The sequence below is a fragment of the Niallia sp. FSL R7-0648 genome (genome assembly GCF_038007005.1).
GTDB classification, from domain to species: domain Bacteria; phylum Bacillota; class Bacilli; order Bacillales; family Cytobacillaceae; genus Niallia; species Niallia circulans.
This window is the reverse complement of record NZ_JBBOWE010000002.1, coordinates 425500-440492: the sequence shown is the minus strand read 5'-3', so window position 1 is coordinate 440492 and position 14993 is coordinate 425500. Positions and strand designations below refer to the sequence as shown.

The 14993-nt window shown below is 36.4% G+C and carries 15 protein-coding genes; 13 read left to right on the top strand and 2 right to left on the bottom strand.

All coding sequences use genetic code 11. From position 1 onward, the window contains the following. The first annotated feature begins 4 nt into the window (after positions 1–4). From truA to NSQ89_RS22125, 6 genes are all read left to right on the top strand, one after another. On the top strand, positions 5–742 hold the full coding sequence (truA, locus tag NSQ89_RS22150) for a tRNA pseudouridine(38-40) synthase TruA (RefSeq protein WP_305781558.1): 738 nt from the start codon (positions 5–7) through the stop codon (positions 740–742). A 329-nt stretch (positions 743–1071) separates the two neighbouring features. Next, positions 1072–1509: a 50S ribosomal protein L13 gene (rplM, locus tag NSQ89_RS22145; protein ID WP_047943730.1), complete on the top strand. Its 438-nt coding sequence runs from the start codon at positions 1072–1074 to the stop codon at positions 1507–1509. Positions 1510–1531: 22 nt separating this feature from the next. Next, the gene (gene rpsI, locus NSQ89_RS22140; protein ID WP_047943731.1) at positions 1532–1924 is read left to right on the top strand and encodes a 30S ribosomal protein S9; all 393 of its coding nucleotides are present in this window, start codon (positions 1532–1534) and stop codon (positions 1922–1924) included. 989 nt (positions 1925–2913) lie between these two features. Further along, positions 2914–3729, top strand: coding sequence for a CPBP family intramembrane glutamic endopeptidase (locus NSQ89_RS22135; protein WP_061800911.1), 816 nt, complete (start codon positions 2914–2916; stop codon positions 3727–3729). Positions 3730–3898: 169 nt separating this feature from the next. Then, a complete protein-coding gene (locus tag NSQ89_RS22130) occupies positions 3899–4276 on the top strand; it encodes an iron chaperone (RefSeq protein ID WP_047943738.1) in 378 nt (125 codons plus the stop codon). A gap of 161 nt (positions 4277–4437) precedes the next feature. Next, a complete protein-coding gene (locus NSQ89_RS22125; RefSeq protein WP_061800910.1) occupies positions 4438–4815 on the top strand; it encodes a VOC family protein in 378 nt (125 codons plus the stop codon). Between the two features lie 158 nt (positions 4816–4973). Here NSQ89_RS22125 and NSQ89_RS22120 read toward each other — a convergent pair whose 3' ends face one another. Continuing rightward, positions 4974–5177 carry a hypothetical protein gene (locus NSQ89_RS22120; protein ID WP_061800909.1) on the bottom strand — a complete coding sequence of 68 codons (204 nt, stop codon included), beginning with the start codon at positions 5175–5177 and terminating at the stop codon, positions 4974–4976. 553 nt (positions 5178–5730) lie between these two features. On the opposite strand from NSQ89_RS22120, the gene NSQ89_RS22115 reads away from it, so the two are divergent. From NSQ89_RS22115 to NSQ89_RS22100, 4 genes are all read left to right on the top strand, one after another. Further along, complete coding sequence (locus NSQ89_RS22115; RefSeq protein WP_061800908.1) at positions 5731–6504, top strand: MerR family transcriptional regulator; 774 nt, start codon at positions 5731–5733, stop codon at positions 6502–6504. Between the two features lie 104 nt (positions 6505–6608). Then, positions 6609–7997: a serine hydrolase domain-containing protein gene (locus NSQ89_RS22110; protein ID WP_061800907.1), complete on the top strand. Its 1389-nt coding sequence runs from the start codon at positions 6609–6611 to the stop codon at positions 7995–7997. Positions 7998–8201: 204 nt separating this feature from the next. Then, on the top strand, positions 8202–9608 hold the full coding sequence (locus tag NSQ89_RS22105; RefSeq protein WP_061800906.1) for a M24 family metallopeptidase: 1407 nt from the start codon (positions 8202–8204) through the stop codon (positions 9606–9608). Between the two features lie 777 nt (positions 9609–10385). Further along, the gene (locus NSQ89_RS22100; RefSeq protein WP_341133317.1) at positions 10386–11309 is read left to right on the top strand and encodes a BtrH N-terminal domain-containing protein; all 924 of its coding nucleotides are present in this window, start codon (positions 10386–10388) and stop codon (positions 11307–11309) included. A 622-nt stretch (positions 11310–11931) separates the two neighbouring features. Here NSQ89_RS22100 and NSQ89_RS22095 read toward each other — a convergent pair. Then, the gene (locus tag NSQ89_RS22095; RefSeq protein ID WP_341133316.1) at positions 11932–12204 is read right to left on the bottom strand and encodes a hypothetical protein; all 273 of its coding nucleotides are present in this window, start codon (positions 12202–12204) and stop codon (positions 11932–11934) included. A 225-nt stretch (positions 12205–12429) separates the two neighbouring features. Here NSQ89_RS22095 and NSQ89_RS22090 point away from each other — a divergent pair, with 225 nt between their 5' ends. The 3 genes from NSQ89_RS22090 (at position 12430) to NSQ89_RS22080 (ending at position 14959) form a co-directional block, all read left to right on the top strand. Further along, positions 12430–12924, top strand: coding sequence for a PH domain-containing protein (locus tag NSQ89_RS22090; RefSeq protein WP_061800903.1), 495 nt, complete (start codon positions 12430–12432; stop codon positions 12922–12924). Continuing rightward, positions 12924–14426: a PH domain-containing protein gene (locus NSQ89_RS22085; RefSeq protein WP_341133315.1), complete on the top strand. Its 1503-nt coding sequence runs from the start codon at positions 12924–12926 to the stop codon at positions 14424–14426. Before NSQ89_RS22090 ends, NSQ89_RS22085 begins: the two co-directional genes overlap by 1 nt. A gap of 92 nt (positions 14427–14518) precedes the next feature. After that, positions 14519–14959, top strand: a complete 441-nt coding sequence (locus NSQ89_RS22080) for a DUF2521 family protein (RefSeq protein WP_047943744.1) — start codon at positions 14519–14521, stop codon at positions 14957–14959. Positions 14960–14993: the final 34 nt, after the last annotated feature.

Sequence of the window (14993 nt, the reverse complement as noted above, 5' to 3'; positions counted from 1 at the left end):
TGCAATGCAAAGATATAAATGTACAATTAGCTATGATGGATCGAATTATAGTGGGTTTCAAATCCAGCCAAAGGATCGAACCATACAAGGGGAAATCGAAAAGGCTTTAAAAAAGCTCCATAAAGGAGTAGAAGTAAAGATTCAAGCTTCGGGTAGAACGGATGCTGGCGTACATGCAAAGGGACAAGTTATTCATTTTGATAGCTCTCTTGATATACCTGCAGATAAGTGGCCGATTGCCCTAAATACTCTTTTACCTCACGATATTGTGGTTGCAGATGCAGAGACAGTACCCGACTCCTTTCATGCCAGATATAATGTAACGGCGAAAGAGTATCGCTATTTTATTCAATTAGGAGAGCGGAGAGATCCCTTTAAACGTAATTATGCCTATTATTATCCATATGCTCTAAATATGGAGGCGATGAGGGAAGCACTAAGTTATTTTATTGGAGAGTATGATTTTACTAGTTTTTGCTCTGCTAAAACAGACAAAGAAAGAAAAGTAAGAACGATTACTGGAGTAAAGCTTACAGAGGAAGACAATATGTTAATTTTTTCTTTCCAAGGGAATGGATTCCTTTATAATATGGTGCGGATTATGGTCGGTACCTTATTAGATGTAGGAAGAGGGAAAAAGTTACCACAAGATATTCCCGTAATTTTAGAGAAAAAGGATAGAAAGGCAGCAGGAAAAACAGCCTCTGCAAATGGATTGTATCTTTGGAAGGTATGGTATTAAACCATGATTCTTGCGACGCTGGGGAGAGGAGACTAATGCTTTCCTCCTTTTCCAAAAAGAGTACAGAAAGTGACCAAGGAATCCTTTTCTTATAAGTAAAAAGTGTTGTTCTTTGAGTAAAAGTCACGAAAAAAAGATTTTTTTCTCATAACAACTAAACCTGGTGTAACATTCCCTTGACATATGCTACTCTAGGATATATCATAATATGGTATGTATTTTAAACCCACATTAAGCCCCGGAACTTAATTGTGTGAACATATAGACGTAAGAACAGACATTTATATTTTAAAACAAACTATAACTTTAACATTTCAGGAGGGAAACTCATGCGTACAACGTTTATGGCTAATTCAAACAATGTTGATCGTAAATGGTACGTGATTGATGCTGAAGGCCAAACTTTAGGGCGTCTTGCTAGTGAGATTGCATCAATTCTACGTGGTAAACATAAACCAACTTTCACACCTCATGTGGATACTGGTGATCATGTAATTATTTTAAATGCTTCAAAAATTGAATTGACTGGTAAAAAATTAACTGACAAAATTTACTACCGTCACTCTATGCACCCAGGTGGATTAAAGCAAAGAACTGCTTTAGAAATGCGTACTAAATATCCAGAGCAAATGTTAGAACTTGCAATCAAAGGTATGCTTCCAAAGAATTCTCTTGGTCGTCAAATGTTTAGAAAATTACACGTATATGCTGGTAGCGAACATCCGCACCAAGCTCAACAACCAGAAGTTTACGAACTTCGTGGATAATTAATAAAGGGAGGTAAAACAAATGGCACAGGTTCAATATATCGGTACTGGTCGTCGTAAAAGCTCTGTTGCTCGTGTACGTTTAGTTCCAGGTGACGGACAAATCATCATCAATGGTCGTGAAATCGAAAATTATATCCCGTTTGCAGCTTTACGCGAAGTTGTTAAACAACCATTAGTGGCTACTGAAACAACTGGAAGCTACAATATTTTAGTAAATGTTAACGGTGGAGGTTATACTGGTCAAGCTGGCGCTATCCGTCATGGTATCGCTCGTGCTTTACTTCAAGTAGATCCTGAATACCGTCCAACATTAAAACGCGCAGGATTATTAACTCGTGACGCTCGTATGAAAGAACGTAAAAAATACGGTCTTAAAGGCGCTCGTCGTGCACCTCAGTTCTCAAAACGTTAATCAATGGGGTTCAAAGACTCTTTTCACTTCGGTGGAAGGAGTTTTTTTATGTCTAAAAGTTGTCTGTTATTATATTTGATGACACCTCATAACAGAATCCTTCATGAACCTCAGACTATATACTATTATTTTTCTCCAGCGAAACGATGGATTGTAATTTTCCACCTTACTCCTCATTAAACTAGATTATTGCCCAATTTTTATTGAAAAATGAAGAATTATTTAGAACGAGAGTTGCGCTGTTTCTGTATAAATTGGACAAATGGATAAAATTAGTCTCAAATTGTTCCATTTTTGAACCACAGACTTTTTTTATTATTATAATGAAATTGAGAAAAGTGTTATATTAGAGCTTAATGGGAGGCGCAATTGAGCGAGATGAATAATAGTTATGAGTTTTTATGGGGGATCAACCACTGCAGTTTATCAATGTTAAAGAGCATGGAATGAGGAAGGGATATTGTTAACCATGAGAGTCCATTGTATATTTTGAATGTAAATGGTGTGCTGCAGGTGATCTTATCAAAGATATAAGGAACAAAGTAGATTTTCTGCTCATTGCACACTTACCTCATTTATAGAGCGGAGTACCCTAGAACATGTTTAATACTATGTTTTGTAATCAGGGGTTTAAAGAAATATTTTTTATTACATCCAATCATTCATATCTTCACATACTTGGAACATAATTTCAAAGATTGGGTTTGTTACTTTAAAGACACTGAGAGGGTAACTTTAATTGGCGAGAGCAAATTTTTTGGAGGATGAAGTATTGAAAAAATGTTATGGTCAGAATTAAGATTGACTGTTCTTAAGTAAAGGAAAGGCTGAATCGAAATTTAGATTTCTTAAATTTACGACAACAGAGGCAGCTTTTGGGATTCAAGGCTAAATTCAAAATTTGTAAATACAAAAAAGCTAATTCACATTGATGCTAGATTAAGTGTAATCCTTAAAAAATATACTCTATAATGTGAGGTGAAGATACCATGATAGATAAAAAAACCACAGTACAATTTACGCTACTGACTTTTAGCATAGCCTATTTTGTGTCTGGTGCTTTGATTGTTCTTGAACCATTTGGATATTCGGTTTACAATTGGGTTCACACATTCAAGCAATTCTTAATGAATATTCCTTTTGCAATCTATATTTTGTCGCCTGCAATTGCTTCGTATGTCGTTTTAAAGAAAAATAAAAAAATAGCTGATTTTAAGGAATGGTTGAAAACTGTTTTCTACGTCAGAAACAACATATTTGTCTATTTGTTTGTTGTTGCAGGGCTTGCACTGTATTTCTTGATCCATATTGTAGTTTCAGACCGCCTAGAAATGATGCTGCCATTTTATACGTTTTTTCTTTCACTTCCTGGTAATCTTATTATTGGTGGCTTGGAGGAAGCTGGCTGGATGTACATATTGCAGTCTAAACTCGACAAAAAATACGGCTTTGTTTTATCTTCTGTTTTTACCGGAATTATATGGACTGTATGGCACATCCCTCTTTTCTTCATTCCGGGGACGAATCATGGTGAAGGGCTCATTAACTTTTGGATGTTTGTAGTTCAACTCATGGCCTTTCGATTTTTCCACGGGGCAATCTACAAAATTTCAGGAAAAGGCTTTGTCTTTATGTCCGTATTATTCCACACCATGTTCAATGCAGCATCCCCTATCTTTGGCACCATGACGATGACCTGGATGGGAACTATTGCTGCAAATGCTGCGATCGTTCTTGTGTCCATTTTAACCGTTGTGATATATGAAAAAAAGAGCATGACAATAATGCAAGTTAGAAAGCTATAGCATGATTGTAATTCCGCGGTTTAACCACTTTAACGAAGAATAGTTAAAGGAATTTTTAAATGCCTGACTTTAAATTTTTAATGGATATAGAATGACCTAGAGATGAAAAAAACTAAACTGAACACGTTAGTAGTAAAATAGAACATAAATACAGGGGTGAAACTTTAACATGCAATATGATGCAAAGAATGCTGAAGAATATTTGGAAATGCTTGAAGATGATTGGAGAAAAGAGAAACTGCTCGCGATTCGACAAATGATTTTTTCATACGCACCAGAACTAGGAGAGGTCATCCGCTATAAGATGTTGAATTATGGTAAAGAAGATAACTATATTTTTGCATTAAATGCCCAAAAACATTATGTCAGTCTCTATGTGGGTACAATAGAAAAAATCGAAAATGCAGAGGCCTTACTAGCGGGCTATAATTACGGGAAAGGCTGCATTCGCATTAAAAAATCGATAAAGATGGAAGATACGGGGTTGGCACAATTTATCCACAAAACCGTCGATAGGTGGCGTGCCGGTGAAGATACGGCATGTTAGCCATATAGGATGGAAGCTTTTTTGTGAGCTGAAATATTTATGGACAGCTGCAACAGTATAGAACAAGACCGCTAGTTAAAAGATAACTGATGAAGAAATTATGCAAAAGCTTGAAAATAGCGTTTCAGGGATTCAGAATTTAGGTAAGTGAGGAGATTTATATGATTAATAAAATTGGTAAAATCACCATCTATGTAGAAGACCAAGAACAAGCAAAATCGTTCTGGATAGAAAAGCTTGGCTTTATATTAAAGCTAGAACAACCGATGGGGCCTAATGCGACGTGGATCGAAGTCGGTCCTAATGAAGATGAATTTACTACGTTAATCCTTTATTCTAAATCATTAATGGAGAAGCAACAGCCCTCTAAAGTTGCTCATCCATCTGTTCTCTTCAGTACCGCTGATATTGAAGCGGCTTATGAGGATATGAAGCAAAAGGGGATAAAAGTGGATGAGTTATTAAAAATGCCATATGGAAATATGTTCGTATTTTATGACCAAGATGGAAACGAGTATATGTTAAGGGAAGATAAATAATAAGGGTCAGTCTCCCGCTCTGCATAGTTAGAGAATCGGGGGACTGACCCATTAATATTGTTTTTAATGTCCACTTGTTGAAAGGCGATCACTATACAAGTGAATGAATGCAAAGAGAGACTTGTTAAGGAGTTTCCATACTAAAAGTTAAAAAATAGTTATCTAGTTACATTGTTCTTAAGGAGCTCTCCATCAATGTTCCTGTATCGCTCCTTATTTGGCAGGATCATTTTTTTACTGACAGCAATGATCTCATCCAAGCCTTTCTCTCTTTCAACAGTTGATGATTTAGTAGATGGTAAACAAGATGACTGCAGAAATTCATGTATTTTTCTTCGATTGGGATCAATAAAAAAATCCAATATGCAACTTATCTCCTGTCTGGGTAGAAAGCAACTGATGTTGGTTCCGGCAGTTTGTTTTATATTGGTGCTATTAATCGGATTGAACTCTTGCAGACCTCATTTGTTCCGGTCGAATTGGGAGCTTATTCGGACTAGGTTCTTAAAAGTTTCACTAGTTCCGGTCGAATAGACCTCTTATTTGGACAGGAGCCTTTCACGTTTCATTTGTTCAGTCCGAATACATCTCTCATTGAGGCCACTGAAAAAATATAAGCACGAGTCTGTTTCGCTTTCCAAAAAGTGACAAGGTGGATATCAGTTGGATTAATGAGTTGTGTACTTTATCCCATGGATACCATATTACGTGAAATAACATATGGACAACGATAAACGCAATAATCCCATACTGCTAGAAAAGATAACCGAATCTTACCGAGTCTCTAGACTCCCAGTTTTTCTAACAAGCCTTGCTAAATCCAGCTAATCGGCTAAGGATGAACATTTTGATGATTAAGGCTTGCACCTACAGTTACTGTAGGTATTACAATGGGAACAAAGGGAGGCGATTCTTATGAAGGAAACTTATTCAGTTGGTAAATTTTCTGAATTGACGGGAATACCGGTAAGAACGCTACATTATTATGAGGAGATGGGTCTTATAAAACCTCATAGACAGGCAAGTGGGCATCGGATATATAAACTCGAGGACATGGTGGAACTACAGAAAATATTAAGTTTGAAGTCACTTGGCTTTAGTTTAAATCAAATAGGTGAACTGCTCAAAGTCCCCCAATATGATCAATCACTTGTTGAGATGTTGAGTTTGCAACAACAGGCATTGGAATTAAAGCTTGTTAAGATGGAAGAATCTCTTGAGTTAATAGGACGTTTGATTGCAATCATTCAAGCTGAAAAGCAGCTGGATCATCCACTAATGTTCAGTTTAATTCATAATATGAATCAAGAAAGCTTGCAACGGGAGTGGGTGGAGAACCATCTATCCGATTATACAGTACAAACCCTGTTTGAGCGGTCAGCGGAGGCGCAGACGAAAATGGATGCGAAAACTGTTCAATTCTCCCGAGCAGTAAGACGGTTATCAGAAGGTCCGATCGATTCGGAGGAGGCCGAGGCGGTGATCTGTGCATATGTGAATTGGGCGCTGGCAAATTTTGATCAGAAGGCAATGGATAATTTAAGAAATTTGGATGAGGAGCATTATGCCAAACTTGAGCATTTAGTGGAGATGCCTTTCAATGAAAAGGAGAGCGCTTGGCTGGACAAGGCAATGGAACATTATTTTTCGAAATATATGATGTCTGAACAAGGAGAGCTAAAATTGTAAAGACGGCTGATACTTAAAACGGAATAATGGACGATTTCGTGGAGTGTGACCCGGGAAGAAGGCGACAAATTGTTTAAATCATTATAAATTGAGGTGGAAAAATAATGAAAAAAGAAGAGTTGGTGCAGCAATTCACATCATTATTTACAGAGGTTAAAAAGCAAGAAATTTTCAATGGTGTGGTTCTTGTAGCTGTTCAAGGGGAAAAAGTGTTATGTGAAGCGATAGGGATAGCGGAATACAATGATAGTAGCGCCCGCCGCTTGACGATAGGCTCTATGTTCGAGCTGGCCTCTGTTTCCAAACCAATTACTGCTCTAGGTATTGTCTTTTTGCAGCAACAGGGGAAATTGGATTGGGATGATCCGATAGCTAACTGGATTCCTGAACTGCCGTATCCAGGAATTACAGTACGTCATTTACTCTGTCATACATCGGGCTTACCTGATTATATGGAGTTATTTGCAAAGAAATGGGATCCTATGCGTTATGCTTGCAATGAGGATGTGTTGCGTATGCTGATTGAGCATCAGCCAGAGCCGTTGTTTGCTCCTAATGAGCACTGGCTGTACAGCAACACTGGTTATATTTTGCTAGCTATCCTCATAGAGCGGATAAGTGGTCAGAGTTACGGCGACTTTTTGGACGAACAAATCTTTCAACCTCTCCGGATGAAGCGAACGCTGGTCTATAATCGTCGAGTCGATCTAAGGGATGTTCCAAATGATTACGCTTTTGGGTATGTTTATAGAATTGAACATGATGGATATGTATTGCCTGATGATATTCCGGAACTGAATTATGTAAAATATTTAGATGGGTTACAAGGAGATGGGATGGTCAACAGTACTGCTGATGACTTATTGCGACTGGATATGGCCCTATATGATGATAATTTTATTAGTCCGATCGTGCGCCAGTTGATTTTTTCTCCAGTTATGATGAATAATGGTGAGTCATTTGATTATGGAATGGGTTGGCTGCTCGAGGATGATGAGCGATTTGGGAAAAGCGTCCACCACAGTGGAGGTTGGCCAGGATACTCGACATTGTTTAAACGTTATATTGAGCGTGATATCACATTGATTATGCTGCAAAATGGCGAGCGGGATCATGCTTATACACAGCAGCTGGTAAATAGCATTGAACAGATTATGAGCGGGGAGGCTTACACGGTACCAAAGCCTTTAGAGAGTAAGATAATCATTCCACTTGATCTGAAAAATGCTGAGATATTGCTTGGAAAATACAGATTTGCAAATGAACAGGGAGATCCTTCTGATTTAGATGTATTTGTAGAGCAGGGCAAGTTATATATGAGGATGGAAAATGGGATGTTGCTAAAGTTACTGCCATTATCATCAACATGCTACTATGAGGAACAAACGGCTACAGAACTTGAGTTTCAGAGCGATGAAGATGGCAAGGGCATGCGTCTAATTTGGCATTCAAATGCTAAGCCGGAAGTAGCGGAAAGGGTAGGTATTGATTGAAGTCAAAAAGGTCTCTTTTTATAGGCAGGAAAGATTACTATAGTTAAAGAGACAATCTTGGCAGTTACAGTAAATAGTCACTTTTAATAATAAAAAATAAATGGTAGATAAATGGACATGCAGCGGGGCATGATTGAATATGCAAAATGTATTATAGTAGAAACTTACTGTTACTAATAAAGTAAATGGAGAAAGGATATACATATGAAGTATAAATCAAGAAATGTACAGTTGAGAGAAATCGAAGCACCAATGCCTGATTGCAGTAGAGAACCGTTATTAATCGATGATGAAACGATAAAGACTAGATATGAAAATGTATTGCAAGAGATGAGAATGGATGGGCTTGATGCGTTATTGGTATATGCAGATCTTGAACATGGTGGGAACTTTGAATATTTAGTGGGATTTGTTCCAAGATTTGAAGAAGCTATATTGGTTCTTCACTCTAAAGGCAATGCCTTTCTAATCTTAGGAAATGAAAACTTTAATAAGGCACAATACTCTAGAATTCCAGCCCAAGGAATACATTGCCCGCACTTTTCCTTACCGAATCAGCCTATGGAACCAGATACTCCATTTTCAAGCGTCTTTCTTAAAGCAGGAATCCGAGAATCGATGAAAATTGGTTTAGTGGGGTGGAAGCACTTCACAAGTAAAGTTGAGAATAATCGAAATTTCTTTGATACACCTTCTTTTATTGTGGATACGATCAGAGATATTGTTGGGAAGGAGGGTTCCCTAACTAATAGAACAGATATTTTCATTGCTGGAAACCGTGGAGTACGGAGAGTGAATAATGCAAATGAAATAGCACACTATGAGTTTGGAGCATCTCTTGCGTCGGATTGCATCTTGCGTACTATAAATAAATTAGATGTTGGTGTCTCTGAAATGGAACTAGGTAAAGAACTGAATGATTTAGGCCAAAGAAATAGTGTAGTGACGATAGCATCCACGGGTAAAAGATTTGAAAAGGGAAATTTATACCCTATGTCTAAAAAGGTGACGAAAGGAGATGCCATTTCTTTAACTGTGGGATACAAAGGAGGATTATCCAGTAGGGCAGGATATGCTGTTATGGAACGCTCTGAGTTACCAGAAAGTAAAAAAAATTATGTAGAAGACTTAGCTGCTCCTTATTACACTGCTATTGTAGCATGGCTTGAGAATATTCGAATTGGGATGTCTGGTGGGGACATGTATAGCTTTATTAATTCTGTTCTTCCTAAAGAAGTGTTTCATTGGGAGCTATGCCCAGGACACTTGACGGCTGATGAAGAGTGGCTGGCCTCTCCGATTTATGAGAACTCGGATGAAATTATTAAAAGCGGAATGATTTTTCAAACTGATATAATACCACGTGTCGCTGGATATGATGGAGTATCAGCTGAAAGTACAATTGCACTAGCTGACGATGCATTAAAAGAGGATATAAGAAAAAGTTATCCTGAACTTTGGATGAGGATTCAAAAAAGAAAAGAATATATTAATGATTTCCTTGGAATTAAATTGAGTAATGATGTTTTACCATTATGCAGTACGGTTGCTTATCTAAGACCGTATCTATTAAATAAAAAACTTGCATTTTGTTACAATCATAATGGCTGAATTTAAGATTCTTCGTATAGTAGTTTAAAAAGTCATGTAATGTAATTGAATATAGGATACTTATCACCTCCTTGTAGCCAAATTTTCTTGTCAGAAAACTTATTACAAGGAGGTTTTATTATTAATAAATCAATTAAGCATATAAAAATAAATATTGCATAGAAATTAAATCTAAAATATAGGTAATACCATATTTTCCATAAATACTAAGATAGTCATTTGAAATGCTATTTTTGCTTATATAAAATATATTTTCATAAGCAATTTTTATACTCTTGTCCTGATTACCAGTTATTAAGAATTTATATCCTCGCAAACTTTTAACAAAATCAAGTGATAATTCTGCGAATTTACCGGATGCCGACACAGTTATAATTATATAGCAGCTTGCTGGTGCTTTTTTGCATTAATTCCAAATAATAATTTTGGTGTGGTTTGAATATTTTTGTGTCCTAAACGTTTCGATACATATGTAATATCTATATCATGGGCAAATAGAAACATTAATTTTGAATTTTGTGTTTTTAACGAAGTGATATCAAAAGTAGAACTAATTAAATGTCTAACTATGGTTGTATTGCTAGCAGTTCTCCATGTTGCATCCCGTTTCTCATACTGAAGTTTCCTTATTTTTATCGATACAAGATTGTATAAGTATACAGCTCGAAGAAGTTTGACGAGAAGGCAAAACAAAAGATATACAGAAGAAATATTATAACGTTTGATGTTGTTTTTCAATTTTCAAAATTGTAAGATCAACTTATCTACTCGGAGGTGATGTTAATGTATATAGGAAATGGCCATTACTGTTATTCAAATTCAACTGCAATGTTTCTTTCATCAATAGGAGAAAATGTATCTCCTCAACTTGTAGAAGTATTAACTGGTGTTGGATTAGGTGCCATGATAGAAAATGAAAAAAACCTTTTTTTTAGTATGAGAGATCCCGATGATGGTATCAATTATGCTCTAAACATCCTTGGATTTACTGCAGAAGAGCATCAGCAAGCTAGTGACTTAGATGACTCATTTACGTTGTTAAAAAAGCAAATCAAACAAAACCCTGTCATTCTAGGCCCTTTAGATATGGGGGAGCTAACATACCATCCGAATCATAAAAATTTACATGGTTCAGACCATTATGTGCTAGCTTATCAAATGGATAATAAAAATATTTATGTACAAGATCCAGCTGGCTTTCCATTTGTTCCATTATCACTGGACCAATTTAAGAAGGCTTGGATGGCGGAAGGGATTCCATATAGGAAGGGAATCAATAAATATTGGTCTACAGCAAAAAAGGTTGTCACATTAGACAATAACGAAATATATGAGAGAGCAATTGATTACTTTAAGAGAACTTATCGGGAATTCGAAAAAGCGGATATAGGGTTAATTGGAAGGGAAGCAATTTGTTTTTATGCGGATCAGTTATTAAATGCCCCTATTACAGCTGATACTATAGGGCATACAACATTCTTCCTTTTCCAATTAAGTGCAAGAAGAGCCAACGATTATGCAGTGTATTTTAAAGATAGGCATTCACGTCTATCAGAGTTGAAGATTGAACAGGCTAAGGTTCTTGGGATGTGTCATTCTATGTCTTTAAATAAAGATTGGAAAGGTATATCGGAGAAGTTAATGAGGCTAGCCGATTTAGAGGAGGAATTTAGATTGGAACTTTTAAAAGTCGGCAACTAATTATAATTATAGAGATTTCCACTTTAACAAACGAGTGCGTTGATATAAGAAGGGTTAACCTCCCTTTAAAGGGCAGCATTACTGCAAATTTATTAAATTAAAGTTAGTTTTAATACATTCGGAATGCTAAATGCTAGCACGCAACTTGCCGTTCTTATCTACTTTAATTACCGGGAAACAAGTAGACAGAACAGGGTTGCGTGTATGTGAATAGAGTATTCTATTATCAGTGGATTCTTTTAGAATTCAGTTTTAATTATTTTAATCAATTTTTCGACTTCTTCGTCATTACCAGGTTGAATATAGATTTCCTTTGGATACTCAATAATGTTTTTCGTATATTCCTGCATAGGTTCTTTTATTTGTTCTGCACTCGGCTAATGGGAAGGAATATCATATAATTGATAGTGCCATCTTCATTCCCACTGTATGTGATGGCACCATCAGCCATTGTTTTCCCTGATAACGATATAATGTCTTTCAGATATTGGACACTATTCTCACCCTAAGGATTTGCTGGTTCTCCAGCTGCAATATGCTGAACGCGTAATTCTTCAATATCCCCCTTTTTAATAAGTTGTAACCAAACGCGAGCATACTCAATGAATAGGCAGATAATATACTACCCTTTTTTTTCTTCTGGCTGATTATTAGAACTATTATTATTTGAAGGTTTATCGTTAAACTTATTACTGTCGGTTTTATTCCCTTCTGACTCAGCTGTTGTATCATCTGGTTCACTTGCTTGGTTGTCATCCTCATCTGAGTTATTCTGTTTTTCTTCTATAGAGCTATTTTCCGAGTTGCTCTTGATTTTACTTTTATCATTACTGTAGGCTATGAGAATAAATGACATTGTCGCAAGTATAGCTATAAGTTTTAAGTACTTTATCATTTTCTTCTCTCCCTTTGAAAAAAAATACGAGGATGTTACGATAAGAAATTATGTGGCAGTAAGAGGATGAGACTCCTTCTCTTACAGAGCTAAAAGCTTGGATGCGTGGTCATAGGTCAATATGATAAAGAAATCTCCTTGAAAAAGGAGATTTTTTTGTCATTGGAGGAAACTTTTTTCATTAAAGCAACGTAGATAAGTAGAATATTTAAGGAGCGTGTTTACATGTATTTTTCTATCCCTGAACCAACAAAAAAAGTATCTAAAGAGGCTGTGAAAGTATGGCGGATATCGGAGGTGATATCTAATAGTACGATTCTTGTGGTATTGGGTGTCTGCTACTTCCTCTATTTTTATTTTTCATGGAAGGCGTGGATAGGTCCAATCATTATAGGTCTTGGCGTATTAACAATCTTGGCGGCATTATGGGGAATTTTTATTGCACCGCCATTAAAACAGCGTTATTGGCGTTATGACGTCAGTGAAGAGTTTATTCAACTGAAATGGGGAGTAATGGTCGAGAATCATCAATTAATCCCGATGACAAAAGTACAGTCGGTTGAATTAACACAAGGACCACTGCAAAGGAAATATCAATTATATTCCATAACGGTGGGGACGATGGGCACTTCGCATGAAATTCCTGCCATTCCAAAGGAAGAGGCTTATCGTTTACGTGATCAAATTGCTCATTTTGCAAAGATTAAGGAAGTGGAGTAATGGAAGGTATCAGGAAGCGGCAGCATCCGATTAAAATAGTTTTTGATATAGTTGGATTTGTAAAAAGTAATTTTTTCTTATTTATTATTTTATTTGTGTCACATTTTGGATCTGAAAAAATGTATATGAAGATATTCCAAGTTCTCTTTCTCCTCTATGCAATTGTGCAGCTTCTTAGCATCATACTGGATTGGTTTACACATACTTATTCAGTAGAAGAGGAAGCGCTACATATAAGGTCTGGGGTTTTTACAAAGTCGCATCGAGTAATCCCCTTTTATAAAATTCAAAATATACATCGACACACCTCTGTTTTTCATAAAGGGCTCCACCTAACTTCCTTAACATTGGAAACAGGAGAGACCGGAGATTCTAGTTCTATACCTTTAACAGTTATTCGCAAGAAAGAGGCAGATTGGTTAGAGTCTTATATCCATCAACCGGAAAATGTCTCAGCAGGAGACGGAGAAGAAGCTAAAACAGTTGCTGGAAGCGAAAGAACGGTTCATTTTCAGGTAACAAGAAGAGACTTAGTGAAGGCTTCTTTTTCTTCTTTGAGCTTTTTAGCGCTAATTCCATTATTAATTTCTTTTTTCTCCAATATAGAATCAATCTTTCAAATGGAAGTGGAGACAAGTAAGGTTCTTACTTATCTATTGGATCATATCTGGATGATAATTGGCGTAAGCATTGCTCTTTTGATTATAGGGGTTCTATTTGGTCTTGGTGTGACCTTCTGGAAATATGGCCGTTTTCAAATAACCTCTGATAAGGATAAGATTTATATAAAAAAAGGACTAGTTTCCGAAACGTCCTTTTCCATTCAAAAGGAGAAAGTGCAGGCGGTGAAAGTGATCCAACTTCCAATGCAAAGACTTTTGAAAATAGCTGAGGTGAAATTGGTGAGTGCCGGGGATATCGGGGATGAAGATTTAGAGGTAAACTCCTTGTTCCCATATATGCCAGTGGACCAATCATATGAAATCATAGAAAAGATTCTGCCGGCGTATCGATTGAAAAAGCAAATGAAGAAGCTGCCTAAGAAAGCTCTATATGCCAGACTGCTTAGACCTAGTTATTTTGGGATAATCGCAGCAATTGGTCTTGTCTATTGGAAGCCAGAGATATGGTATATAGCGATATTATTGTTTATTTGGATTTATTTGTTGAGAGTATTGGATTACTTTAATAGCAGGTACATCCAAAATGAAGAATTTATTCAAGTGAAGAAGGGGACCCTGCAATCAACATTAATTTTGACAAAAAGAGCAAAGGTTATGGAAGTTAATGTGAAGAGATCCCGGTTACAGAGGAATTTTGGTCTTGCCACTATTGAATTCATCAATCGATCGCAGCCGATTGAGCAAACGGATTTAATCGATGTTCCAGCTTCAGATGCTAGTGAATTTTATCATTGGTATAATAAGCGACTGCGTGACATACATGTAAAAGGTTATATAGAGAACAACGAAGATGAAAATGGTAAGAAAGCACTGAAATAGCAACTATTCTTTTAATTGGATGCTAAAAGGTTTGTTAGACTAGTATCGTCTCATCTTGTTGGTTGAAAAATAACAGCAAGAGGTGAAATCAATTGGCAGTCATTACAAGCTTTGATATAAAAAAACGCGAGAAACAAATAAAATATGAAAGAGCAGTTCTTAAGGAAATATCCGTTAAAGAATTAAAAGAAAAGGTAGCTCACTATTTTGGCTCCTCTAACCTTACTTCTAGTATCTTAATGAACAGTGGTATAGAAGAGGCATGTTATGATGTGGCAATAGAGGCCTTTCTTTTAGGAGCGAATTACAGTAAATTTAGTGAATATGGCGAAGAAATTCAAGCTATAAAAAATAGATGCAAGGAAGAAGATGTTCATTTAAAAGAAACACTTTATCATTTTCTTCTTTATTGGGGCAGTGAGGAAAGCAATAAAAATGAATCCCTTTACTATTTATGCGAACAATTTGTTGATGAATGGTGGCTGGAAGGTTATATGAAAGCGAATAAGAGAAGAAAGCTTCGCTTACATTAAAAGATGGCATGAGGATGCCATCTTTTTGTTATGA